Origin of the sequence: Mitsuaria sp. BK041 (assembly GCF_014193085.1) — a bacterium.
In the GTDB taxonomy this organism is placed as follows: domain Bacteria; phylum Pseudomonadota; class Gammaproteobacteria; order Burkholderiales; family Burkholderiaceae_C; genus Roseateles.
Genome location: NZ_JACHYT010000002.1, coordinates 1465719 through 1488953 on the forward strand (window position 1 = coordinate 1465719; position 23235 = coordinate 1488953).

The 23235-nt window shown below is 71.6% G+C and carries 19 protein-coding genes; 9 read left to right on the forward strand and 10 right to left on the reverse strand.

Annotated features, from left to right (window positions below; translation table 11 throughout):
- Positions 1-4 precede the first annotated feature (4 nt).
- Positions 5-1195, reverse strand: coding sequence for a helix-turn-helix transcriptional regulator (locus tag FHT38_RS22365; RefSeq protein ID WP_310737415.1), 1191 nt, complete (start codon positions 1193-1195; stop codon positions 5-7).
- A gap of 128 nt (positions 1196-1323) precedes the next feature.
- Here FHT38_RS22365 and ubiA point away from each other — a divergent pair, with 128 nt between their 5' ends.
- Positions 1324-2241: a 4-hydroxybenzoate octaprenyltransferase gene (ubiA, locus tag FHT38_RS22370; protein ID WP_183493271.1), complete on the forward strand. Its 918-nt coding sequence runs from the start codon at positions 1324-1326 to the stop codon at positions 2239-2241.
- A 72-nt stretch (positions 2242-2313) separates the two neighbouring features.
- On the opposite strand, the gene FHT38_RS22375 is transcribed toward ubiA, so the two are convergent.
- The 5 genes from FHT38_RS22375 to FHT38_RS22395 form a co-directional block, all read right to left on the reverse strand.
- Positions 2314-2928: a DUF4337 domain-containing protein gene (locus FHT38_RS22375; RefSeq protein WP_147239983.1), complete on the reverse strand. Its 615-nt coding sequence runs from the start codon at positions 2926-2928 to the stop codon at positions 2314-2316.
- 85 nt (positions 2929-3013) lie between these two features.
- Complete coding sequence (locus FHT38_RS22380; RefSeq protein ID WP_183493637.1) at positions 3014-4183, reverse strand: HPP family protein; 1170 nt, start codon at positions 4181-4183, stop codon at positions 3014-3016.
- A 75-nt stretch (positions 4184-4258) separates the two neighbouring features.
- Positions 4259-4819, reverse strand: coding sequence for a chorismate lyase (locus FHT38_RS22385; RefSeq protein ID WP_091729518.1), 561 nt, complete (start codon positions 4817-4819; stop codon positions 4259-4261).
- Between the two features lie 66 nt (positions 4820-4885).
- Positions 4886-5701, reverse strand: a complete 816-nt coding sequence (gene proC, locus FHT38_RS22390) for a pyrroline-5-carboxylate reductase (protein ID WP_183493272.1) — start codon at positions 5699-5701, stop codon at positions 4886-4888.
- A 41-nt stretch (positions 5702-5742) separates the two neighbouring features.
- On the reverse strand, positions 5743-7182 hold the full coding sequence (locus tag FHT38_RS22395) for a PLP-dependent aminotransferase family protein (protein WP_091729525.1): 1440 nt from the start codon (positions 7180-7182) through the stop codon (positions 5743-5745).
- 197 nt (positions 7183-7379) lie between these two features.
- Here FHT38_RS22395 and FHT38_RS22400 point away from each other — a divergent pair, with 197 nt between their 5' ends.
- Complete coding sequence (locus FHT38_RS22400) at positions 7380-7814, forward strand: hypothetical protein (RefSeq protein ID WP_183493273.1); 435 nt, start codon at positions 7380-7382, stop codon at positions 7812-7814.
- 82 nt (positions 7815-7896) lie between these two features.
- Here FHT38_RS22400 and FHT38_RS22405 read toward each other — a convergent pair whose 3' ends face one another.
- Positions 7897-11487 (reverse strand): L-glutamate gamma-semialdehyde dehydrogenase, encoded by a 3591-nt coding sequence (locus FHT38_RS22405; protein ID WP_183493274.1) that lies wholly within the window; start codon positions 11485-11487, stop codon positions 7897-7899.
- A 114-nt stretch (positions 11488-11601) separates the two neighbouring features.
- On the opposite strand from FHT38_RS22405, the gene FHT38_RS22410 reads away from it, so the two are divergent.
- Together FHT38_RS22410 and FHT38_RS22415 are read left to right on the forward strand one after the other, a co-directional pair.
- Positions 11602-12072, forward strand: a complete 471-nt coding sequence (locus FHT38_RS22410; RefSeq protein WP_183493275.1) for an Lrp/AsnC ligand binding domain-containing protein — start codon at positions 11602-11604, stop codon at positions 12070-12072.
- A 142-nt stretch (positions 12073-12214) separates the two neighbouring features.
- Complete coding sequence (locus FHT38_RS22415) at positions 12215-12568, forward strand: hypothetical protein (protein WP_183493276.1); 354 nt, start codon at positions 12215-12217, stop codon at positions 12566-12568.
- Here FHT38_RS22415 and FHT38_RS22420 read toward each other — a convergent pair whose 3' ends face one another.
- Both FHT38_RS22420 and FHT38_RS22425 read right to left on the reverse strand, forming a co-directional pair.
- Entirely contained in the window at positions 12569-14860 is a 2292-nt protein-coding gene (locus FHT38_RS22420) for an EAL domain-containing protein (RefSeq protein ID WP_183483590.1), read from the reverse strand.
- Between the two features lie 171 nt (positions 14861-15031).
- Complete coding sequence (locus FHT38_RS22425) at positions 15032-17092, reverse strand: FAD-dependent oxidoreductase (protein WP_183493277.1); 2061 nt, start codon at positions 17090-17092, stop codon at positions 15032-15034.
- A 204-nt stretch (positions 17093-17296) separates the two neighbouring features.
- On the opposite strand from FHT38_RS22425, the gene FHT38_RS22430 reads away from it, so the two are divergent.
- Together FHT38_RS22430 and FHT38_RS22435 are read left to right on the forward strand one after the other, a co-directional pair.
- Positions 17297-18586: a DUF4397 domain-containing protein gene (locus tag FHT38_RS22430; RefSeq protein ID WP_183493278.1), complete on the forward strand. Its 1290-nt coding sequence runs from the start codon at positions 17297-17299 to the stop codon at positions 18584-18586.
- A 383-nt stretch (positions 18587-18969) separates the two neighbouring features.
- On the forward strand, positions 18970-19698 hold the full coding sequence (locus FHT38_RS22435) for a hypothetical protein (RefSeq protein WP_091729554.1): 729 nt from the start codon (positions 18970-18972) through the stop codon (positions 19696-19698).
- Here the strand turns inward: FHT38_RS22435 and FHT38_RS22440 are convergent.
- Positions 19674-20009, reverse strand: a complete 336-nt coding sequence (locus FHT38_RS22440) for a DUF2834 domain-containing protein (RefSeq protein WP_183493279.1) — start codon at positions 20007-20009, stop codon at positions 19674-19676. The genes FHT38_RS22435 and FHT38_RS22440 overlap by 25 nt on opposite strands.
- Before the next feature lie 121 nt (positions 20010-20130).
- Between FHT38_RS22440 and FHT38_RS22445 the strand changes: the two genes are divergently transcribed.
- The 3 genes from FHT38_RS22445 (at position 20131) to FHT38_RS22455 (ending at position 23216) form a co-directional block, all read left to right on the forward strand.
- On the forward strand, positions 20131-20922 hold the full coding sequence (locus FHT38_RS22445) for a helix-turn-helix domain-containing protein (protein ID WP_255488889.1): 792 nt from the start codon (positions 20131-20133) through the stop codon (positions 20920-20922).
- A gap of 127 nt (positions 20923-21049) precedes the next feature.
- Entirely contained in the window at positions 21050-21538 is a 489-nt protein-coding gene (locus FHT38_RS22450) for a GFA family protein (protein WP_183493281.1), read from the forward strand.
- A gap of 88 nt (positions 21539-21626) precedes the next feature.
- Complete coding sequence (locus FHT38_RS22455) at positions 21627-23216, forward strand: thioredoxin fold domain-containing protein (RefSeq protein WP_255488890.1); 1590 nt, start codon at positions 21627-21629, stop codon at positions 23214-23216.
- Positions 23217-23235 lie beyond the last annotated feature (19 nt).

A 23235-nucleotide genomic window follows, 5' to 3' on the forward strand; every position in this document is an offset into this window, starting at 1 on the left:
GAGATCACCTCATCAGCGCCGCATGAAGTGAGGTCGCATCGGAGAGCGGCAGATCCAGGATCTGCTGCAGATATGCTGGGCCGGTGCCGTGGGCCCTGAACATGCGCTGCAACGAGGGGAAGAACTCGCTGCGGAACACGTTCTGGGCCGCAGCCAGATAGGCGGCCGGTTCAGGCGGCTCGCTCCCGAAGAGATCCTGCGCGACCGTCCTGCCACGAATCGCGCTTCGCACCGCGTGGATGTCGACCCCTTCATTCAAGGCCAGCGGCTTCGCTTCATGCGCCATGGCGTAATCCTGCACCTGACGGTACACGGTGAAGAGCGAGATCTCGTGCTCCGCAGCGTGACGCTTCAACGTGGCGATGACGTCGGCCTTGCGACGGCAGGCGCAGACCTCGCGCCATGCCCGTTCAGCAAGCGCTTGAGGGAACAGCAACGCTCCGGCAAAGGCATCGGCGAAATCCTCGCCATCATCGGTCCCGGCCAGCTGCGGCGTATAGACGTGCGCCAGCTCATGCGCCATCCAGAACTTGAAGTCCTCGATCCGGGCGTCAAGATTCAAGTAGATGAAGGTGACGCGCGTGGCTGGAAGCAGGATGTGCAGCGCGTTCTCGTGGCGACTCTTCTCGCCCCAGAGCACGGGCACGATGAAGGCGTCGTTCGCGGCGAATTCGCTGATGAGCACCGAATACGCGAGCTTCGCGTCCTGCCCGATGCCCAGCTTGGTTCGCGTCTGACTGACGGCCCTTTGCAGGTCCGCGTAAGCGACGCTCGGGTTGGGCAGTTCGGTACGAAGCGCCTTCAGTTCCGGGAGCGAGGGCACCAACGCCCGCAGCAACTTTCCGCGCGTGACCGCGTCGTCGACATGCTGTTGGGTCGTCTTGGTGGCAGCCCGCTTCCTGAACGCGATCACGGGACGGTCCGGATCCTCGAACTTGACCAGTTGCCCCAGCGACAGCTTCAGCGTGGTGGCGAGCTTCAGGAGCTTGTCCGGCCGCGGAAGGCCTTCTCCCTTGAGCCACAAGGTCACTGCTTGCGCGGACACATCCAACGCCTCGGCCAACTGCTTCTGCGTCCACCCCTTCTGGGCAAGGGCGGCCCTGATGTTCTCGCTGTGGACAACCTTGTGCATAGCCGATCGATTGTCTGCGTTGCTCGCCGCCGGATCAAGTTTTTTCAAGTTGCGGACGTTCACCGCTGCGGGCCGATGCTCGTTAAATCGAGCCTTATCGACTTAACGCTCGATTTAACGAGCATTGCGCTGAGCGACCAGTCGGTTCCTTCCGCCTCCCAATCAGGGGCGCGAGCGCGACAATCCCCGCCATGACTCCCGCCGCCCCCTCCCCCGCCGCGCCGTCGCGTCTGTCGCTCTACCTGAACCTGATCCGCTGGGATCGGCCGGCCGGCACCTACCTGCTGCTGTGGCCGACGCTCTCCGCGCTGTGGATGGCCGCCGACGGCTGGCCGGGCTGGCACCTGCTGCTGGTCTTCACGATCGGCACCTTCCTGATGCGCAGCGCCGGCTGCGCCGTCAACGACGTCGCCGACCGCGACTTCGACAAGCACGTCAAGCGCACCGCCCAGCGACCCGTCACCGCCGGGCTGGTCTCGGTGAAGGAAGCCCTGGTGCTCGGCGCGGCGCTGTCGCTGGTCGCCTTCGGCCTGGTGCTGACGACCAACCCGCCCACCATCCTGCTGTCCTTCGCCGCGCTCGCGGTGACCATCCTCTATCCGTTCACCAAGCGCTGGGTCTCGATGCCGCAGGCCGTGCTGGGCGTCGCGTTCTCCTTCGGCATCCCGATGGCCTTCTCCGCGGCGCTGGGCGGGCGCGAGTGGAGCCTGCAGGCGATCGCCGCCTCGGTGCCGTTGTCGGCCTGGGGACTGCTCGCCGCCAACCTGTTCTGGGTGCTGGCCTACGACACCGAATACGCCATGGTCGACCGCGACGACGACATCCGCATCGGCATCAAGACCTCCGCGCTGACGCTGGGCCGCTTCGACGTCATCGGGGTGATGACCTTCTACGTCGTCTTCCTCGCGCTGTGGGCGGCGCTGGGCCTGCGGCTGGGCATGGGCCACTGGTTCCTGGCTGGCCTGGCCGCCGCGGCGGCGCAGGTGGTCTGGCACTACACGCTGATCAAGGACCGCGGCCGCGACGGCTGCTTCAAGGCCTTCCGCGAGAACCACTGGGTCGGCTTCGCGATCTTCGCGGGCACGGTGCTGGACCTGGCGCTGCGCTGAGCGCCGCGGTCGCGATCCCATGACAAACGGGCGCCTCGTGCGCCCGTTCCCACGTCCAGCCCGGCGCGCGGCTCAGGACAGCAGCTGGACGATCAGGTCCGGATGCAGCGGCCAGCCGCCCAGGCCCGCCAGGCCCATCAGCACGCCGAACACCGTCGGCACCATGGCCACCGCGAAGAGCGCCCACATCTGCGTGAGCGCCGTGATCGCCAGCAGCGCGATCGCGATGGCCAGCAACGCATCGGACAGGTCGAACTGGTCGTCGCGGAAGTTGAGCGCGTCGTAGCGCTGCTGGTCGGCCTCGGCCTGCTTGCGCAGTTCGTCCTTCTTGGCCGATTGCTCGGCCGCCAGCGTCTCGTAATGCGCGATCGCCTGCCGGTAGCCGTCGGCGGCCGACTCCGGCGCGCCAAGCGCCTGCAGCTTCAGCTGCGTCAGCGCCGCCTTGGCGATCTCCTCGCGGGCGTTGCGCGCCTGGTAGAAGGCCCAGTGGTCGATCTTGTCGGCCTGCGCCTGCTGCATGTTCTGGTTGATGTTGTCGTCCTTGACCTTGCAGATGCCCATGAAGGTCGCCAGCAGCGCGACGGTCACCGCCACGACGGCATTGAGCCGCGATGGGCGCGCGGCGGCCTCGGGCCGGTCCACGGCCTGGCGGGCGTTCTCGATCAGTTCTTCGGGGTCGATGTCCATCGGCGCGGCATCCAGGAAAACGGAGCGGCCGCAGCATACCGAGCGAACCTGAGCGGGACCTGTACGGATCGCCGCGCCAGGCGGCCTACAGGCGATCCACCCGGGCCAGCGCCGCGACCAGGTCGGACTGCGTCAGGATCCCGACCAGCCGCGCCTCGTCGCCGACGATGGGGATGTGGTGGTGCCCGGTGGCCGCGAACAGCGGCACCAGGTCCGCCAGCGGGCGGTCCGCGCTGGCCACCCGCACCTGCCGGCTCATGATCTGGCCCACGACCTCCGCCTTGTCGCTGTGCGTCGAGGGCGTCGGGCGGATCAGCTGTCGCAGCCGGGTCGCCCAGTCCGCGTGCAGGTCGAGCGAGGCGCCGCGCAGGAAGTCCGCCAGCGTCACGATGCCGACCACGCGCCGCGCGCGGTCCACCACCGGCAGCGCCTTGATGTGGTGTTCCCGCAGCAGCGACCAGGCCTCCTGCAGCGGCGTGCCCCATTCCACCGTCTTCACCTCGCGCGACATCACGTCGGCGCAGCGCAGCGTCGTCATCCGCCGCCGCGCGGCCAGCAGGCCGGCCTCGTCGACGATGGCCTGCAGGTCGTCACGGGGAATGTCCAGCACCTGGTTGTAATGGGCCAGCACGGTCTCGAGGTCGGCGCCGCTGAAGGCGGTCGCCTCGCCGGCCGCACCGCCGCGAGCCGGCGCCGCGGCGGGCGCGGCCACCTGCGGGTGGGGATAGCGCCGGCCGGTGACGCCGTTGTAGAGCATGCCCGCCGCGACCAGCAGCACCGAGTTCGGCAGCACCGTGTCGAGCGCGACGTGCCAATCGTGCGCGCCCGACAGCACCATCAGCAGCGCCGCCGCACCGCCGGGCGGATGCAGGCAGCGCAGCAGGAACATCAGCCCGATGGCGCCGCCGACGGCGATGGCGGCGCCCAGTTCCGGCACGCCGCCGAACAGGTGCACGCAGGCGATGCCCACCAGCGCCGACGCGGTGTTCCCGACCACCACCGCCCACGGCTGCGCGAGCGGGCTGGCGGGCACGCCGAAGACCAGCACCGCGCTCGCGCCGAGCGGCGCGACCAGGCGCGGCACGCCCGGCGCATGGCGCGACAGCAGCTCCATCAGCATGGCCGTCACCAGCACGCCGGCGATCGCGCCGGCCACCACGCGCAGGCGCTCGCCGGCATCGACGCGCATCGGTGCGGGCCGCAGCGCCTGCAGCCAGCGCCGGAACGCGCCGACCAGGCGCGCCCCGAGCGTCATCGGCCCGGCATCGGCAGGGGAAGTCGGATCAGGCATCGGCGTCTCCGGTGGGCGTCGCGCGCGGCTCGGCGGCGTTCAGCGCCGCGGCCGCGACTTGCGCCGCAGCGGCCCGGGGTCGCGCAGCGCGACGTCGGGCACGAACATCTCCATCACCCGCAGCTGCTGGCCGTGCCGGGTGAAGACGGAATTGCGCGACCACTGCATCCGCGCGGGGGCCTCGGTGCCGGTCGCGGCCAGCCATTGGCGCTGCATCTGCCGGTGGGTCGCGCCATGGCGGGTCACGCGGCGCGGCTGCAGCTCGCTGCGATGGATGCGGGGATCGTCGTAGAGCAGATGGCCCAGGGGCCGGCTGCCCAGTCCCTTGAGCGCCTTCCAGGGGCCCGCCAGCGAATGGCCATGCACCGCCGAGCGCGCCCACACCAGCGGCTGGCCGTCGACATGCAGCAGCACCTCGCGCACCACGGTCAGGCCGCGACGCGGCAAGCCGAGCGCGGCGCGCTCCTGCGGCCGCAGCGGCGCCACCGTCTGGCGCAGCACCAGCACCTCGTAGCGGCGGCCGGTCGCGGCCAGGCGCTTGCTCAGCGAGCCCGGCGCGCGCAGCCACGCGCGCAGGCCCCAGCGATCGGCGATCCCCATCGGTCGGAACGGAACTCTGGATCAGGACATCGGCGGACGTCGACGCAGCGCGTGAAGCACGGGGCTTCAGCCGCGCCCGAACTCGTCGCCCAGCTCGCCCGCGCGCCGATGCGCGGCCTTCACCGCGCGCTCGATCGCATCGCCGACGCCGTCCGCCTGCAGGCTGGTGATCGCCGCATGCGTGGTGCCGCCCTTGGAGGTCACCTTCTCACGCAGCGCGGTCGGCGATTCCCCCGACTGCAGGGCCAGCGCGGCGGCGCCGCCGCAGGTCGCCAGCGCGAGCTCGCGGGCCTTGGCCTCGTCCAGGCCCAGCGCCCGGGCGGCGGCGACCATGTGCTCGACGAGGAAGAAGAAGTAGGCCGGGCCCGAGCCCGACAGCGCGGTGACGGTGTCGAGGTCGCCCTCGGCATCGACCCACAGCGTGCGACCGGTCGCCTGCAGCAGTTGCTCGACCAGCGCGCGATCGTCCGTGGTCACGGCGGCGCTCGCATGCAGGCCGGTGATGCCCTGCCCGATCAGCGCCGGCGTGTTGGGCATGCCGCGGACGACGCGCGCGGCGCCCGTCGCGCGGGCGATCGCGTCGGCGCGCAGGCCGGCCATCACCGACAGCTGCAGCGCGCCGCCCACGTGCGGCGCCACCGGCGCGGCGGCTTCCTGGAACAGCTGCGGCTTGACCGCCCAGACCACCGCGCGGGCGCGCGACAGCGCGGCATCGGCGGCCGCCATCGGACGCAGGCCGAAGTCGGCGGCCAGGCGCTCGCGCTGCGCCTCGAAAGGCTCGACCACCAGCAGGTCCTCGGCCGGATGCCCGGCGCGGCGCAGGCCGCCAATGATGGCGCTGGCCATGTTGCCGCCACCGATGAATGCGATGCAGGAACTCATGGGCCGGCAGTGTAGCCGCGGGCCCTCGGGCGGGAGGACGGTCAGCGCCCGCGCAGCATCGACGCGCAGAGCTGGCCCAGCGTCGCGATGGCGCGACGTTGCGCCTCGTCCATCGGATTGCCGGCGTTGATGCGGATGAAGTTGTCGAAGCGGTCCGAGTTCGAATACATCAGCCCCGGGCCCAGCCGCACGCCCTTCTCCAGCGCCGCGTCGAAAAGCGCCAGCGACGACAGCCCCTCGGGCAATTCCACCCACAGGCTGGGGCCGCCCGGCGGCATGGACAGGCGCGTGCCGGTCGGCAGTTCGTCGGACAGCGCCGCGGCCATCTGCTCGCGCTGCGTGGCGAGCTTCGCGCGCAGGGCCCGCAGGTGGCGGTCGATCTGGCCGCCGGCCAGGAACTCCGCGAGGATCGCCTGCCCCAGCATCTCGTTGGGCCGGCTCTGCGCGTACTTGAGGATCTCCACCCGCGGCTGCCAGCGCCCGGCGGCGATCCAGCCCACGCGCATGCCCGGCGCCAGCGTCTTGTGCAGCGAGGAGCAGAAGATCACCCGCCCGGTCGTGTCCCAGGACTTGATCGCGCGCTGCGGCGTGTCGCACAGCAGCGCGTAGGTGTCGTCCTCGATCAGTGCCAGGTCACGGGCCTCGCAGCGCGCCAGCAAGGCCTGCTTGGCCGTGTCGGGCATCACCGCGCCGAGCGGGTTCTGCAGGTTGGGCACCACCACCACCGCCTTCAGCCGCGGCTCCTGCGCGGCGGCGGCCTCGAGGGCCTCGACCGACAGGCCCGTGTGCGGGCTGGTCGGAATCTCGAGCGCGCGCAGGCCCAGGCTTTCGAGCAGCTGCAGCAGGCCGTAGTAGGTGGGCGATTCGACGGCGACGGCATCGCCAGGCGTCGTCACCGCGCGCAGGGCGACGCTCAGCGCCTCGGTGCAGCCATGGGTGATGACCAGCTGCGAGGGGTCGAGCTGGATCTGCGCATTGAGCGCCAGGCGCGACAGCGCCTGGCGCAGCCCGAGCAGCCCCTGCGGATCGGGCTGGGTGCCGAGGATCTCCGGACGGCGGCGCAGCAGGCGCTGGCCGTGCAGCGCCAGCGCACGGGTCGGATACAGCGAAGGATGCGCGCAGGCGCCGGACAGATTGACCTCGGGCTTGGCCGCGATGCCGCGGGTGAGGATGTCCGAGATCCGCTCATGCACGCCGACGAAACGCGCCGGGTCCGCCTGCGTCTGGCGCGGTTCGGCCGCGCGGGCCAGGCGCGTGGGCCGTGGCGGGCGGACGAAGTAGCCGGCGCGCTGCCGGGCCTGCAGCAGGCCCTGGCTCTCCAGCAGCCGATAGGCCTGCAGCGCGGTGCTGAGGCTCACCCGGTGCAGCCCCATCAGCGTGCGCACCGACGGCATCCGGCTGCCCGGCGGCATCGTGCCGGCGGTGATGGCCTGGCGGTAATGCGCGGCGACCTGGGCGTAGAGGGGGTCGGTGGCGTCCATGGCGGCGATTCTGCGCCTGGCAATCCGCGCGACACCGGAACAGCGGGCGGGCAGTGGATACGGAACAGCAAGCGCGCGAGCGCTGTTGCGCAGAACAAATCGGTCGGCTGTACCTGTCGCGACGCGGCGGCGATCGGAACACTGGTCCCCATCATCCTCATGGCGCCCGGACCCGCGACCGGTCGGGCGATGACCTCATGTTCCTCACCCATGTCCTGAGATGGCTGCCCGCGCCGTGGTCCGGGCAGCACGTGCCGACCCGTCTGGCGAAGGCGATGGCAAAGGCGCCAAGCCAAGGCCAAGCCCACGCGCGCTCTGAATCACAGTCGCAGTCGGGAGCGACGTCGGCATCCGCATCCGCATCCGCGCCGGGCTCGGCGCTCCACGCCGACGATCACGCGCTGGCGGCCGGTCAGTCGACGCTGCTGCGGCTGGCCCGCGGCACGGTGCTGCACCTGCGCGGCGGCGAAGTCAGCGTCGAGGACGCCCCCACGCTGTGGGCCGACCACTGCTGGCCGCAACCGATGCGCCTGCGCGCGGGCGAGACCTGGATCGTGCCGCGCACCGGTTGGTGGCGGATCGACGGCCGTCCCTCCCGGGACGGCGTCGGCCGGTTCAGCCTTCGGGGCTGAGCGCCGGGTGCCGAGCACCGAGCACCGAGCGCCAGGCACGCGGCGCTTGGGGGGCGCTTGGGGGGCGCTGAAGCGCTGAGGCTCAGTGCACGCCTGCCAGCAGCGCGGCGTTGCCGCCGGCGGCCGCGGTGTTGATCGTCAGCGTCTGCTCGGCGACCAGGCGGTAGAGCTGGCGCGCATCCGCCAGTTCCATCATCGGCACGACCGGCAGGATCGCGCCGTCGCGGCCGGCGAGCTCGCGCTGCGCCGCCAGCTGCAGGCCCGCGGGCGCGATCACGCCGGCCAGCTTCGCCGCGCGCAGCACCGCGCCGAGCTGGTCGGCCGGCAGCAGCTGCATCGCCGCCGCCGCCACGCCGCCGCGCATCAGCGCGGTGCGCAGGTCCTGCGCCGCGTCGCCGCCGCCCACCACGGCCACCGCGTTGCCCGCCACCAGCGCCGCGCCCAGCGCGCGCGCCAGTTCCTCGGTCGACGCCCCCTGCGCCAGCACCGCGATCACGCCACGGCCATGCAGGCGCAGCTCGTTGCTCTCGCCGGTCGGGCCGGGCAGCTTCACATCCACCAGCGCACGGCGCGCGGCCGCGCCCATCGTGCGCCAGGCTCCGGCCACCACCGGCGGCTGGCCGGCGCTGGCGCGTTCCAGCGCGGTGGCACGCTCGTCCAGCGCGCGTTCGGCCCAGGCCTCGTGCGCCGCGAACAGCGGCCCGAGGTCCGCGCCGGCGACCGTCGTCACCAACGCCGGGGCCGCCGCTTCGGTCGCCTCGACCTTGGGCTGCGCCGCGAAGCGCAGCAGGTAGTGCGGGCCGCCCGCCTTCGGGCCGGTGCCCGACATGCCCTCGCCGCCGAAGGGCTGCACGCCGACCACCGCGCCGATGATGTTGCGATTCACATAGACATTGCCGATGCGCGCCTGCGACGCCAGGCGCAGCGCGCGGCTGTCGATGCGGGTCTGGATGCCCAGCGTCAGGCCGTAACCCAGCGCGTTGATCTCGCGCACGACGCCGTCCACATCGCCGCTCCAGCGCACGACATGCAGCACCGGGCCGAAGATCTCCTGCTTCAGCGAGGCGATCGTCGGCAGCTCGACCGCCACCGGCGGCAGCAGGCGCGGGCAGGCATCGGCCGGCACGGCCTCGGCGATCAGCGTCGCCTCGCGCTTGAGGCGCTGGACTTCCCGGGAGACGCCCTGGAAGGCCTCGTCGTCGATCAGCGGACCGACGTCGGTCGCCAGGTCGGCGCTGTCGCCGACGCGCAGTTCCTTGACCGCGCCGCGCAGCATCTCGATGACGCCATCGGCCACCGCCTCGTGCACCGCCAGCAGGCGCAGCGCCGAGCAGCGCTGGCCGGCGCTGCGGAAGGCCGATTGCACGACGGCGTCGATGACCTGCTCGGGCAGCGCGGTCGAGTCCACGATCATCGCGTTCAGCCCGCCGGTCTCGGCGATCAGCGGCAGCGCCGCGGCGCCGGGCTTGGCCGCCAGCTGGCGGTTGATGATCTGCGCCACCTGCGTCGAGCCGGTGAAGCACACGCCCGCCGTCTGCGGCGCGGCCACCAGGCGCGCGCCGACGGTCTCGCCACGGCCATGCACCAGTTGCACCGCGTCCTCGGGAACACCGGCGGCATGCAGCAGCTTCACGCATTCGGCCGCGACCGCGGGCGTCTGCTCGGCCGGCTTGGCGGCCACGGCATTGCCGGCGGCCAGCGCCGCCACCACCTGGCCGGCGAAGATCGCCAGCGGGAAGTTCCACGGCGAGATGCAGACGAACACGCCGCGGCCGTTCAGCGCGACGCCATCGGCGGCCAGGCGCTCCGCTTCATCGGCGTAGTAGCGCAGGAAGTCGATGGCCTCGCGGACTTCGCTGATCGCGTCGCCGAAGCTCTTGTAGGCCTCCTTCACCAGCAGCGCGCAGTACTGCGGCAGCTGTGCCTGCAGCGCGTCGGCGGCGCGGCGCAGCACCGCGGCGCGCCCGGCCACCGGCGTCGCGTTCCAGCCGGCGAAGCCGCCCTGCAGGCGCGCCATCACCGCGTCCACTTCATCGGGCGAGGCTTCCGTCAGCGTCGGCACGCTGCAGGCGGCCAGCGCGTCCAGCAGCGGCTGGCGCTGCGCCGGCACCGCCAGGTCCAGGCCCGCGGAGTTGTCGCGGCCGCGGCCCGCCGCGTCGCGGTACAGCGCCACCGGCAGCGGCAGCGCCGCGGCCTCCTGGATCTGCGTCATCGGCGAGGCCAGCAGCTCCTCCGGCGCCACCGTCGGATCGGCCAGCTGGTGGACGAAGGAGGAGTTGGCGCCGTTCTCCAGCAAGCGGCGCACGAGGTAGGCCAGCAGGTCGCGGTGCTCGCCGACCGGCGCGTAGACGCGGCAGGGGATGCTGCCGTCCTTCAGCACCTCGCGGTAGATGCCCTCGCCCATGCCGTGCAGGCGCTGCATCTCGAACTTGGCGCCCAGCGCGCGGGCCATCTGCAGGATGGCGGCGATGGTGCCGGCGTTGTGGCTCGCGAACTGCGGGTAGATGACGTCGTGGTGCTGCAGCAGCGCCTGGGCGCAGGCCAGGTAGGACACGTCCGTGTGCGGCTTGTGCGTGTAGACCGGGTAGCAGGGCAGGCCCTGCTCCTGGGCGCGCTTGATCTCGCCGTCCCAGTAGGCGCCCTTCACCAGTCTCACCATGAAGCGCAGCCCATGCCGGCGGGCGATCGCGGCGACCGCCTCCACCACGTCACGCGCGCGCGTCTGGTAGGCCTGGACCGCCAGGCCGAAGCCGCGCCACTGCGGGAAGTGGGTGGCGATGCGCGCCGCCAGCGCGTCGAGCAGCTCCAGCGACAGCTCCAGCCGGTCGACCTCCTCGGCGTCGATCGTCAGGTTGATGTTGGCCTGCGCCGCCTTCTCGACCAGCTGCCACACGCGCGGCAGCAGCTCGGCGTAGACGCGCTCGCGCTGCAGCACCTCGTAGCGCGAGAACAGCGCCGACAGCTTGATCGAGATGCCGTCGCTGCCCTCCGGCGACTCGGCCTTGCGACCGGCGGCGATGGCGGCGATCGCATTCAGGTAGGAGGCCTGGTAGCGCTCGGCATCGCGCTCGGTGCGGGCGCCCTCGCCCAGCATGTCGTAGGAGAAGCGCAGCTGCGCTTGCGCCTTGCGCGCGGCGTCGGCCTCCTTCATCGCCTCCTGGATGTTGCGGCCGAGCACGAACTGGCGGCCCAGCAACTGGATCGCCCGCACCGTCGCGGCCACCACCGTCTGCGCGCCCAGGCGCTTCATCAGGCCGCCGTCGGACTCGGCGTCCGGCAGGAACTTCTTGGACAGCGAGATCGCGCTCGCCGCCAGGCCGGCCAGCATCTTGTGCGGGCCGTCCGCGCCGCCTTCGAAGTCGGCGCGGCCGAGCTGGTCGGCGGTCAGCGCGATGGCGGTCTCCGCATCGGGCACGCGCAGCAGCGCCTCGGCCAGGCGCATCAGGGCCAGGCCCTCGGCGCTGGTGATGGGGTACTCGCGCAGCAGCGACTCCATCGCCCAGAACGGCGCCGGGTTGGCGCGCACCTGCTGCACCCAGGGGCGCGCCTGGTCGACCACCGCCGGCCAGTGCAGCGTCTGCAGCGGCGCGGCCAGCGCGCGCACCAGCGGCAGCTCCTCGCGGTAGGGGTCGGGCAGGCGGGAGGTCTCGGGCGGCAGGGCGAAAGCGGTCATGGGATCCTCGAATGTTCGTGCGAGGGGCGCTCCCCTAGCGAATATCGGGAGTGTAAAAAGGACGACTCCGAATTAATCTCCAATGTTTAAGCCATCCACCGCACGGAATCCAGCATGAGCGGCCTCCAGGACCTGGACAAGATCGACCGGCGCATCCTCGCGCTGCTGCAGCAGGACGGGCGCATCAGCAACCTGAAGCTGGCGGAGGAGGTGCAGATGTCCGCGACGGCGGTGCTGGAGCGGGTGCGGCGGCTGACGCGCGAGGGCTTCATCCTCGGCTACGAGGCGCGCCTGAATCCGGCCAAGCTGGGCGCGCAGATGCTGGTGTTCATCGAGATCCTGCTGGACCGCACCGTCCACGACGTCATGGACAACTTCCGCGCGGCGGTGCAGGCGCGGCCGGAGATCCTGGAATGCCACCTGGTGGCGGGCGGCTTCGACTACCTGCTCAAGACGCGGGTGTCGGACATGGCGGCCTACCGCGAGTTCATCGGCGCCGTCATCTGGACGCTGCCCGGTGTGCGCGAGACGCGGACCTACGCGGTGATGGAAGAGGTGAAGCACACGACAGCGCTACCGCTGTGACTTGCACACACCGCCGGCGCCGGCAAGTGATTTCAAGGGGGAGATGTCCTCCCCCGCCAGCCCCTCCATCTGCGGGCTGACGGTCGCGGGCCGAGAGGATCACCATGGAGTGCCCCTTCCCCGTGATCCCGGAGTTCCAGCGATGAAGTACCGGTCCTCCCTCCCACAGCTCCCGCCCGCGGCGTCCAGGCCGATGGCGACCGGCGGCGGGTCCGACAGCCTGTATCCCAGCCATTACGGCGAGAGCCGTTTCAGCCATGGCGAGAGCCAGTACGCGGACAGCGGCAGCAGCTTCGGCGACTCCGAGTTCGGCTTCGAACCCCCGCCCAAGCGCACCGTCGCCGGTCCGGTCGAGAGCTGGCATGACTCGAGCTACGTCCTCAGGCGCGGCCTGGAAGTGCGCGAGATCAGCGCCCGCGAATGGCGGCTCTGGGTCAGCGAGCCGGCTCCGCCGACCGCGCCCCGGCGCCGCGTGAACGGCAACGGCGAGCCTTGATCAGGCCAGCTGCAGCCGCTTGGCCGGCGCGCGGCGCAGCGGCTCGGGCGGCGGCGTGAGCACGAAGTCCTCGGCCGGCATCGGGCGGCCGTAGTACCAGCCCTGGGCCCAGTCGCAGCCTTCGCGGCGCAGCCACTCGGCCTGCTCGAGCGTCTCCACGCCCTCGGCCAGCACGTCCAGGTTGAGGCTGCGCGCCAGCACGATCACCGTGCGCGCGATCGCGGCGACGTTGGCGTCGCTGCTGAGTTCGTGGACGAAGCTGCGGTCGATCTTCAGCGTGCTGACCGGCATGCGCTTCAGGTAGGCCAGCGAGGAATAACCGGTGCCGAAATCGTCGATGGCCACGCGCACGCCGCGCTTGGAGATGCGGGTCAGCAGGCTGATGGCCTGCTCGGCGTCCTCCAGCAGCAGGCTCTCGGTGACCTCCAGCTCCAGCGCGCTGGGCGGGCAGCCGGTCTCGCCGAGGATGAAGTCCAGCGTCTCGATGAAATCGGGCTGACGCAGCTGGCGGGCGGACACGTTGACCGCGACCTGCTGCGGCTTGCCCTCCTGGCCCTGCCAGCGCGCCACCTGCGCGCAGGCCTGCTCCAGCACCCAGCGGCCGATCGGAATGATCAAGCCGGTCTCCTCGGCCAGCGGGATGAAGTCCGCCGGCGAGATCGGCCCGCGCGTCGGATGCCGCCAGCGCAGCAGCGCCTCGGCGCCGATCAGCTGGCCGTCGCTCAGGCGCACCTGCGGCTGGTATTCGAGGCGGAACTGCGCGGCCTCGTTGGCCTGGCGCAGCGCGTGCGTCAGCTCGAAGCGCTGCTGCACCGCCTGGGTCAGCTCCGGCCGGTAGGCCTGGACCGAGCCGCGCGCATGCAGCTTGGCGCGCACCATCGCGACCTCGGCATTGCGCAGCAACTCGTCGACCTGCGTGCCGTCGGCCGGGAACAGCGCCAGGCCGATGCTGGCGCCGACATTGAAGCGGTGGTTGTCGATGATGACCGGCTCGTCCATCGCCTGGATCAGGCGGTCGCCCAGGCGCATCGCGGTTTCCTCGTCGACCAGGCCGGACAGCACCACGACGAATTCATCCGCGCCCACCCGCGCCACCGAGTCGCTCAGCCGCGTGACATTGGCGAAACGCGCCGCGGCCGTCAGCAGCACCTGATCACCGGCGGCATGGCCGGCGATGTCGTTGACGTCGCGGAAGCCGTCCAGGTCGATGTAGAGCACCGCCACGCAGGTGTGCTCGCGCTGCGCGTTGCCGATCTGGCGCGAGATGCGGTCGCGCAGCAGCGCCGCGTTGGGCAGGCCGGTCAGGCTGTCGTGCAGCGACTGGTGCAGCAGTTCGGCCTCGGTCTGCTTGATGCGGGAGATGTCGGTCAGCACGCTCAGGTACTGCACCTGGTCGGGATCGCCCGACGGCGCCGGCACCTTCACGAAGGTGGCCCACATCGGGATCGATTCGCCGTTCTTGTGGCGCTCGGTGACCTCGCCGCTCCACTTGCCGCGGGACTCGATGTCGGCCCACAGCGCGCGCAGCTTCTCGGGGTCCTGCTCGGCCTCGCGCAGCAGCAGCGGGCGCTTGCCCAGCAGCGTCTGGCGATCATGGCCGACCATCGCGACCAGCGCCGGATTGACGTCGACGATGCGCAGGTTGTGGTCGATGACCATGATCCCTTCGCCGCAGTGCTCGTAGACGGTGGCGGCGCGGCGGGCCGCATCGGTGGCCTGCTGCAGCTGGGTGATGTCGCGCGCGATGGCGACCTGGCCGAGGTACTGGTCGTCGTCGACCACCGGCGCGCTGAGCACGTCCAGGCAGCGGGCGCCGCCGTCGGCGCCATCACGCCAGGTGAGCGTGCGGCCGTCGGCCTGCGTGTCGACCCAGCCCGGCGGGTTGGGCAGGTCGGCGTCGCGGCGGCCGATGATCTCCTGCTCGCTCAGGCCGACGGCGCGCTCGAAGGCCGGATTGCAGCCCTCATAGGCGCCATTCGCGTCCTTGAAATACATCGGGTCGGGGATCGCGTTCAGCAGCGCGCTGAGGCGGGCGCGCTCGCGGCGCACGCGCTTGAGTTCCTCGCGTCGGCGTTGCAGCCGGCCGCGCTGCTGCACGAACAGGCTGACCATCACGCCCAGCGTCAGGCCGCCGATCACGCAGCCGGCGCCCAGCCAGAACACGGTCGAGCCGGAATCGATCCACGCCGGCAGGCGCGAGGCCATCCCGGTCGCCGCCGCCTGGACCGACGCAGGCGCGGACGCGCCGGCCCATGCCGTCGTGCTCAGGCACGCAGGCAGCAGCGCGGACACGGCAAGGCATCCCCAACGACGGGTCAGGCGAAGACGCATGGCTCACCCAAGCTTTTCTTATGAATGGAGGGGCAACAGCTGGCCCCAGGTCGGCGGCGACCGCGTGTGGCGGCCGCTCCCTTTGGCTCGACCTTCGGAGTATCGGCGCGCGGCTGAAGGGGCCGCTAGGGTTTACAGCGAGGCCGCCACCTGGGTTCCCTGCAGGATTGCACGCTTTGCGTCCAATTCTTTCGCCTCGGCCGAACCGCCGATCAGGTGCACCGACCGGCCCGCCGCGCGCAGCGGCGCCTCGAGTTCGCGCAAGGGTTCCTGGCCGGCGCACAGCACGATGGTGTCGCAGTCGATGCGCTCGGGCTCGGTGCGATCCTCGCCCCGGCTGATCCACAAGCCGGCCGCGTCGATGCGCTCGTACTGCACGCCGCCGATCATCCGTACACCGTGCGTCTTCAGCGCCGCGCGATGGATCCAGCCGGTGGTCTTGCCCAGGCCGGCGCCGAGCTTGCCGGCGCGGCGCTGCAGCAGCGTGATCTCGCGCTCCGCCGGCTGGGGTTGCGGACGGGCGAGGCCACCGCGGGTCTCCTGCGGATCGCCGACGCCCCAATGCCGGCGCCAGGCGGGCGCATCCAGCGCCAGCGAGTGCCCCTGCTCGAGCAGGAACTCCGACACGTCGAAGCCGATGCCGCCCGCGCCGACCACCGCCACGCGGCGGCCGACCGGCTTCTCGCCACGCAGCACTTCCAGGTAGGTCAGAACCTGGCCCCGAGCGACGCCTTCCTCCTGGCCGGGGATGCGCGGGTCGCGCGGCGTGACGCCGGTGGCGAGCAGCACCTCGTCGTAGTCCATCAGGTCCTGGGCACGGACGCGCCGGCCCAGCTGCGGCGTCACGCCCAGCAGTTCCAGCCGCCGCTTGAAGTAGCGCAGCGTCTCGTGGAACTCCTCCTTGCCCGGGATGCGCTTGGCGAGGTTGAACTGGCCGCCGATCTCGGTGGCGGCGTCGATCAGGGTGACGGCATGGCCGCGCTCGGCCAGCGTCGTCGCGGCGGCCAGGCCAGCCGGTCCGGCGCCGACCACGGCCACCCGCTTGCGCCGCTGCTCCGGGGCCACCGGCACGATGCGCAGCAGCGTCTCGTGGCCGGCGCGCGGGTTGACCAGGCAGGACGCGACCTCCTGCTTGAAGACATGGTCCAGGCAGGCCTGGTTGCAGGCGATGCAGGTGTTGATCTCGTCGGCGCGGCCCTCCGCGGCCTTGCGCACGAAGGCGGGGTCGGCCAGCAGCGGCCGCGCCATCGAGACCATGTCGGCCGAGCCGTCGGCCAACACCGACTCGGCGACCTCCGGCGTGTTGATGCGGTTGCTGGTGATCAGCGGGATGCGCAGGCCCTCGGCGTGCAGCTGGTCGCGCAGCTTCTTCGTGACCCAGGCGAAGCCGGCCCGCGGCACGCTGGTGGCGATCGTCGGGATGCGGGCCTCATGCCAGCCGATGCCGGTGTTGATGATGGTCGCGCCGGCCTGGGCGACGGCGCGCGCGAGCTGCAGCACCTCGTCCCAGCTGCCGCCGTCGGGGACCAGGTCCAGCATCGACAGGCGGTAGATGATGATGAAGTCCGGCCCGACGGCCTCGCGCATGCGGGTCAGGATCTCCACCGGCAGCCGCATGCGGCGCGCGAAGTCGCCGCCCCAGGCATCGTCGCGCCGGTTGGTCGCGGCGACCAGGAACTGGTTGATGAAGTAGCCCTCGGAGCCCATCACCTCGACGCCGTCGTAGCCCGCTTCGCGCGCCAGCACGGCGCAGCGGATGAAGGCGCGGATCTGGCGCTCGATGCCGCGCTCGCTCAGCGCATGCGGCGTGAAGGGCGAGATCGGCGACTTCAGCGCCGAAGGCGCGACGTTGAACGGGTGGTAGCCGTAGCGGCCGGTGTGCAGGATCTGCAGCGCGATCTTGCCGCCCTCGGCATGGACCGCGCGCGTGATGGCCTGGTGCCGCCGCGCGGCGCCGCCGGTCATCAAGGTGCCGGCGAAGGGCTTGGCCCAGCCGGCGATGTTGGGCGCGTAGCCGCCGGTGACGATCAGGCCGACCTGGCCGCGGGCGCGCTCGGCGAAGTACTCGGACAGGCGCCCGATGTGCTTGCGCGAGTCCTCCAGCCCCGTGTGCATGCTGCCCATCAGCACGCGGTTCCTGAGGGTGGTGAAGCCCAGGTCCAGGGGCGACAGCAGCTGCGGGTAGGCATTCATGGCGCGGATGCTAGCGGCGCGCCCGCCGGCCGTTTAGAGAGTGGAACCCAGGAGGGAAGACCCCAGGTACGCCCGCGCTGGGCCGAGGCGCCAGCAATGCTGTGTCAGTCTTGATATGGAACTACACAAACCTGGCAAGCGGCCACAAGCCGCAGCAACACGGGCCTCGTTCAATCCCGCCATCCTCAATCGGAGTGTCGGACGATGCGATTCAAGACCTGGGCCTGGGGCCTGAGCGTGGCCGCTGCCACCTTGCTGACCGCCTGCGGGGGCGGCGGTGACAGCAGCACGGCGCAGATGCGCCTTCTCAACGCCAGCATCGGCTATGCCGCGCTGGATATGTCGGTGGACAGCACGACGGTCAACTCCGCCGTGGCCTACGCCGGGGTCGGCAGCTATGCCGACGTGAAGACCTCCGCCACCGGCACCGAGATCCAGAGCAACAGCGTCGGCAGCACGCTGGCCTCGTCCACGCCGACGCTGGCGGCCGGCAGCCACTACGCGATGATCGCCTACGGCTCGGCGGGCTCGCTGCAGACGACGCTGCTGCAGGAGGACCAGGAAGCGCCGGCCTCCGGCAAGTCCAAGCTGCTGGTGCTGAACCTGGCGCCGGACGCGGGCTCGATGGACGTCTACGTCACCGGCGCGGACGAGACGCTGGACACCGCGTCGACGGTGGCGGCCGGCATCGCGGCCGGCTCGGGCAGCGGTTACGTGTCGCTGAACAGCGGCACCTTCCGGGTCCGCCTGACCGCCGCCGGCTCCAAGAGCGACGTGCGCCTGGACATCCCCAGCATCACCCTGCCCTCGGCCGGCGTCTCGACGCTGGTGCTGACCGGCAGCGCCGGCGGCGTGCTGGTCAACGGCATCCAGCTGATCCAGCAGGGCGCGACGACCAACTTCCCCAATACCACCGCGCGGGCGCGGCTGGTGGCGGCGGTGGGCGGCAGCGCGCTGGTGTCGGGCTCGGTCGGCCAGACGGCGCTGATGCCCACCTCGGTCGCGCCGACGATCGGCGACTACACCACCCTCACGGCCGGCGCGGCCGACCTGTCGGTCTACGTCAACGGCCAGCTGATGTCCTTCGCCAAGCCGACGCTGGTGGCGGGCAACGACTACACCCTGATGGTGTGGGGCCCGGCGGCGAGTCCGCAGCTGGCGGTGCTGACCGATGACAACCGCCTGCCCACCAGCCCGACGACGACCGCCAAGATCCGCCTGGTCAACGGCGTGGCGAGCGCCGCGACCGGCCTGACACTGAACGTCGACTACAGCGCGCTGGCGTCGAACGTGGTGGCCGGGACCGCCTCGACGGCGCAGACAACGCCGGCCTCGACCTCGGCGCTGCTGACGGTGACCTCGCCGTCGTCGACAACGCCGGTGTACTCGCTGAGCGACCTGGGCATCGCGGCAGGGTACGTCTACACCGTCTTCGTGATGGGCGACAACACCGCGATGGTGGGCTCGCTGCGCCGCGAACGCACCAACAACTGACGCGCCGAAAGCGCTGGAATGCGCCGGCCGGGCCCTCGCCCGGCCCTCGGGCCCGACGCTCCGGGCCCCGGCAACTTCCTCCCTGTTGGCCACGTCCTCTCACGAGGCGTGGCTTTTTTTCTCCTGTTGAGATCCTCGCCCACCTTTCGCGGTCCGCATGGCTGGACCGGAAGAGGTCTGTCGGGTTTAGGGCTCCCATCAGAACCTTTATGAGCCCTGATAGTCGCCATGACGTCCATTATTCGACCGGGCGGCGTGATAGGCGACGGGGCGCGTGGTAGCACGTGTCCAGGCCCGGCCGGGCAAGCGCGTCAGGCAGCACCGCGCATGCCGCGACGTGGCTACTGCCGGGTTTCGCCATGCCTGTCGGGCAACATCGCCGGATGTCCTCGCCGCCGCTCCGTCCCACCGTGATCCAGATCCGCCGCCTGCGCCAGCTGTGGCGCTCGGCGGGCTGGCCGTGCCAGGACATGCTGGAGGTGGAGCTGCTGGCGCTGGGCTGGCTGGAGCGCCAGCAGGACGCGCACGGCCGCGAGACGCTGCGGCTGACCGCCCCCGGCATCGAGGTCCTGCACCTGGGCCTGCGCAGGAACCGCGCCGCCCGCGACCGGCACGAGGACCTGGTCGGCCGGATGGCCGTGGAGCTGCAGCGCGCGGGGCGCGTGGTCTGGCGCGGACTGTCGCTGCGCGCCGGACTGCCGCGCGAGGACGAACCCGACCGCCTGCGCTGGGTCAACGCGATGCCCGACGTCTATTCGGTGCGCAACACCACCGTCGAGGACTACCTCGAACCGGCCGTCCACGAGATCAAGGTCAGCCGCGCCGACCTGCTCTCGGAACTCCGCCGCCCGGCCAAGGCACAGGCCTACCTCGCGCTGAGCGGCCAGTGCTGGTACGTGCTGCGCGCGGGCATCGCCGCGGTGGAGGAAATCCCGCCCGCCTTCGGCGTGCTGTTCGCGCATGAGCTGGGCGAGGGCTGGCGCTTCGAGCTGGGCCGTCCGGCGCCGCGCCGGCCGATGAAGCCGGACTTCGGCACCTGGATGGCGCTCGCGAAGGCGGCGCCCGAGGCGCCGCCGCTGGACGAGGGTCAGGACTTGCTGGGCGAGGCCTGAAGGCCGTCGGCCCGGGGCGCCGGCGCGGTCGCGGCCTTGGGCGCCAGCAGCAGGTACAGCAGCGGACAGACCGAGCCGGCCGCCAGCGTGATCACCGCATACGGCCAGAAGCGACGGCCCTGCTGCCGCGCGTCGCGCCACAGGAAGCTCAGCAGCAGCACGCAGGCGATCATCAGGTCGGCCACCGCCTGACGGCTGCCGGGCCGCTCGAACAGCGACATCCACAGGCCGACGTAACCCAGCTCCACGACGACGTGCATCGAATACGCGCCGAACACGGCCAACACCAGGGCGAGGGAGATCTTCAGCATGACGGGCTCCTTGAGGTCATCGACGGGTTGAACATGGCGGTCAGTCTCGGCGGCGGCGCGCGCCGGCTCAATGACCTCCGAGGTCATTGCCGCCCTCCACCCCGCGGCTAGCATGCCCCGCATGAACACGTTCACCGCCTCGACCTCCGCGACCTCCCCCGTCACGGTGCTGCTGCCGCAGCTGCGCCGCGAGCGCCGCCTGAGCCAGCTCGAGCTGTCGCTGCGCGTGGGCGTGTCGCAGCGCCACCTGAGCTGCATCGAGACCGGCCGCGCGCGGCCGAGCCGCGAGATGCTGATCGCGCTGCTGGACGCGCTGGACGCGCCGCTGCCGCGCCGCAACGAGGCCCTGCTGGCCGCCGGCTACGCGCCGCACTATCCGCGCCGCTCGCTCGACGATCCCGACCTCGGCGCGGTGCGCGAGGCGCTGCGCCATCTGCTCGACGCGCACGACCCCGCGCCCGCGCTGGTGCTGGACGGCGGCTGGAACCTGGTGATGGCCAACCGCGGCGCGCACCGGCTGATGACGCTGCTGGGCGTCGACGCCGAGGCGATGCTCCAGCCCGGCTTCAACCTGCTGCGCGCCTGCCTGCAGCCGGGCGGGCTGCGCGCCCTGTGCGAGAACGAGGCCGAGGTCTGCGCCGCGCTCTGGAGCCGCGCCCAGCACGAGGCCGCGCATTTCGCCGAGCTCAAGCCGCTGCTGGAGGAACTGCGTCCGCATGTGCCGCAGCGCGTCGCGCCGCACGCCCACACGCCGCTGCTGCACACGCGGCTGCGTTCGTCGGCGGGCGTGCTCAGCCTGTTCTCGGCGTTCACCAGCTTCGGCTCGCCGCTGGACGTCACGCTGGCGTCGCTGCGCGTGGAGCATTTCTTCCCCGCGGACGCCGCGACGCGGCGCGCGCTCGCGGACGGCTGAGCCCTGCGCCGCCGGCGACGGCCGCGAGCCGCGCCGTCCCCGTTTCGCGCGGCGGCGCGGCGCGGAGCTGGCACTCGCCGTTTTCGGCCGGCTATCCTGCGCCCTCCGGATCAGGAGGAGACACGCCATGAGCGACACCCCGGAGAGCTTCGAAGGCGGCTGCGACTGCCGCCAGGTCCGCTACCGCATGACCAGCCGGCCGCTGTTCGTCCACTGCTGCCATTGCCGCTGGTGCCAGCGCGCCAGCGGCGCGGCCTTCGCGCTCAACGCGCTGATCGAGGCGGACCGCGTGGAGCTGCTCGCGGGCGAACCGGTACCGGTGATGAACCCGTCGGCGAGCGGCAAGGGTCAGAAGATCTGGCGCTGCCCGACTTGCTGGATCGCGGTGTGGAGCAACTACGCCGGCGCCGGCGACGCGATGCGCTTCGTGCGCGTGGGCACACTCGACGAGCCGGACCGGCTGCCGCCGGACATCCACATCTTCACCGCCTCCAAACAGCCCTGGGTGCAGCTGCCGCCGGGCGCCGTCGCCGTGCCCGAGTACTACGACACCCGCGAGCGCTGGCCCGCCGAGAGCCTGCGGCGCGGCGCGATCCTGCGGGGCAAGCAAGGTTAGAAGCGTCCCGCATATCGGGCGGGCCGGCGCGGCGCCACAATGCCGCCTTCCCTCGACACCAACGGCTCACGAGGCCGCGCGTTCCGCCATGACTTTCCGCACCTCGACCGCCCGGCGCCTGCGCTCGGCCGCCCGACTGACCGTCCTTGCCGCCGCGCTGTCCACGATCGGCGCGATCCCGGCGCTGATGCCCGTGGCGACCGCCGCGAGCGCGGCGTCCTCGGTGTCATGGCAGGAAGCCTCCGGCGACGCCGACATCGAGCGCGCCTTCGCCCAGGCCCGCGGCGAGAAGAAGCCGGTGCTGCTGTACTGGGGCGCCAAGTGGTGCCCGCCGTGCAACCAGCTCAAGGCCACACTGTTCAACCGCGCCGACTTCATCGAGCAGTCGCGCGCCTTCGTCGCGGTCCACATCGACGGCGACAACCCCGGCGCCCAGCGCCTGGGCGCGCGCTTCAAGGTGCGCGGTTATCCGACCATGATCCTGTTCGGCAACGACGGCCAGGAGCTCACGCGCCTGCCGGGCGAGGTCGACGCACCGCAGGTGCTGCGCGTGCTGCAGCTGGGCCTGGCCGGCGGCCGCCCCGTCAAGACGGTGCTGGCCGACGCCCAGGCGGGCCGGAAGCTGTCCGCCAACGAGTGGAAGCTGCTGGGTTTCTATTCCTGGGAGACCGACGAGCAGCAGTTGGTGCCCGCCGCGCAGCGGCCCGCGCTGCTGGCGCGGCTGGCCGCGGCGAGCCAGGGCGTCGATGAGGAGACCACCACCCGGCTGTGGCTCAAGGCGCTGGCCGCCACCGAGGGCGGCGGCGCGCTCAAGGCGGATGCCGCGCTGCGGTCCCGCGTGGAGCAGGTGCTGGCGGATCCGGCCGCTGCCCGCGCGCAGATGGATGTGCTGAGCAACAACGGCGACGACATCGTCCGCGCGCTGGCGCCCGCTGCGGGTCCGGAGCGGCAGGCGCTGGTCGCGAAGTTCGACGCGGCGCTCAAGCGCTTCGAGGCCGACGCCTCCCTGTCGCGGGCCGACCGCCTGCAATCGCTGATCGCGCGGGTCGAGCTGGCGCGGCTGGACCAGTCCAAGACCGAGCTGACGCCCAAGCTGCCCGCGCCGCTGCTGGCGGAGGTGAAGGCGCATGCCGCCAAGGTCGACAAGGAGGTCACCGACGGCTATGAGCGCCAGGCGGTGATCACCTCGGCGGCCTTCCTGCTCGGGCGCGCCGGCCTGTGGAGCGACAGCGACGCGTTGCTCAAGGCCAGCCTGGCCAAGAGCCACAGCCCGTATTACCTGATGAGCTCGCTGGGCGGCAACGCCCGCAAGCAAGGCCGCAAGGAAGAGGCGCTGCGCTGGTACGAGGAGGCCTTCAACAAGAGCGAAGGGCCGGCGACGCGGTTGCAGTGGGGATCGAATTACCTGAGCGCGCTGGTCGAGCTGGCGCCGCAGGACGCGGCACGCATCGAGAAGGCCGCCTCGCAGCTGCTGGCCGAGGCGGGGAAGGACAAGGGCGCGTTCTATGAGCGCAGCGCGCGTGCGCTGCAGAAGGTCGGCAGCCAGTTGGTGGCGTGGAACGCGAAGGGGCAGCATGAGGCCACCCTCGCGCGGCTGCGGACGCAGCTCGATGGCGTGTGCGCGAAGCAGGACGCCGATGACAAGGGCGCCTGCGAGTCGCTGCTGAAGAAGGGGTGAGGCCGCTGGCCCTCACCCC

Excerpts from the sequence above, each read along its gene's own strand:
- FHT38_RS22400 (WP_183493273.1), top strand. The coding sequence starts at position 7,380 with ATGTTCCTCACCCATGTCCTGAGATGGCTGCCCGCGCCGTGGTCCGGG.
- FHT38_RS22385 (WP_091729518.1), bottom strand. The coding sequence starts at position 4,819 with ATGGGGATCGCCGATCGCTGGGGCCTGCGCGCGTGGCTGCGCGCGCCG.
- FHT38_RS22395 (WP_091729525.1), bottom strand. The coding sequence starts at position 7,182 with ATGGACGCCACCGACCCCCTCTACGCCCAGGTCGCCGCGCATTACCGC.
- FHT38_RS22440 (WP_183493279.1), bottom strand. The coding sequence starts at position 20,009 with ATGCTGAAGATCTCCCTCGCCCTGGTGTTGGCCGTGTTCGGCGCGTAT.
- FHT38_RS22435 (WP_091729554.1), top strand. The coding sequence starts at position 18,970 with ATGTCCTCGCCGCCGCTCCGTCCCACCGTGATCCAGATCCGCCGCCTG.
- proC (WP_183493272.1), bottom strand. The coding sequence starts at position 5,701 with ATGAGTTCCTGCATCGCATTCATCGGTGGCGGCAACATGGCCAGCGCC.
- FHT38_RS22430 (WP_183493278.1), top strand. The coding sequence starts at position 17,297 with ATGCGATTCAAGACCTGGGCCTGGGGCCTGAGCGTGGCCGCTGCCACC.
- FHT38_RS22415 (WP_183493276.1), top strand. The coding sequence starts at position 12,215 with ATGAAGTACCGGTCCTCCCTCCCACAGCTCCCGCCCGCGGCGTCCAGG.
- FHT38_RS22410 (WP_183493275.1), top strand. The coding sequence starts at position 11,602 with ATGAGCGGCCTCCAGGACCTGGACAAGATCGACCGGCGCATCCTCGCG.
- FHT38_RS22455 (WP_255488890.1), top strand. The coding sequence starts at position 21,627 with ATGACTTTCCGCACCTCGACCGCCCGGCGCCTGCGCTCGGCCGCCCGA.
- FHT38_RS22450 (WP_183493281.1), top strand. The coding sequence starts at position 21,050 with ATGAGCGACACCCCGGAGAGCTTCGAAGGCGGCTGCGACTGCCGCCAG.
- ubiA (WP_183493271.1), top strand. The coding sequence starts at position 1,324 with ATGACTCCCGCCGCCCCCTCCCCCGCCGCGCCGTCGCGTCTGTCGCTC.
- FHT38_RS22380 (WP_183493637.1), bottom strand. The coding sequence starts at position 4,183 with ATGACGCTCGGGGCGCGCCTGGTCGGCGCGTTCCGGCGCTGGCTGCAG.
- FHT38_RS22405 (WP_183493274.1), bottom strand. The coding sequence starts at position 11,487 with ATGACCGCTTTCGCCCTGCCGCCCGAGACCTCCCGCCTGCCCGACCCC.
- FHT38_RS22375 (WP_147239983.1), bottom strand. The coding sequence starts at position 2,928 with ATGGACATCGACCCCGAAGAACTGATCGAGAACGCCCGCCAGGCCGTG.
- FHT38_RS22425 (WP_183493277.1), bottom strand. The coding sequence starts at position 17,092 with ATGAATGCCTACCCGCAGCTGCTGTCGCCCCTGGACCTGGGCTTCACC.
- FHT38_RS22445 (WP_255488889.1), top strand. The coding sequence starts at position 20,131 with ATGAACACGTTCACCGCCTCGACCTCCGCGACCTCCCCCGTCACGGTG.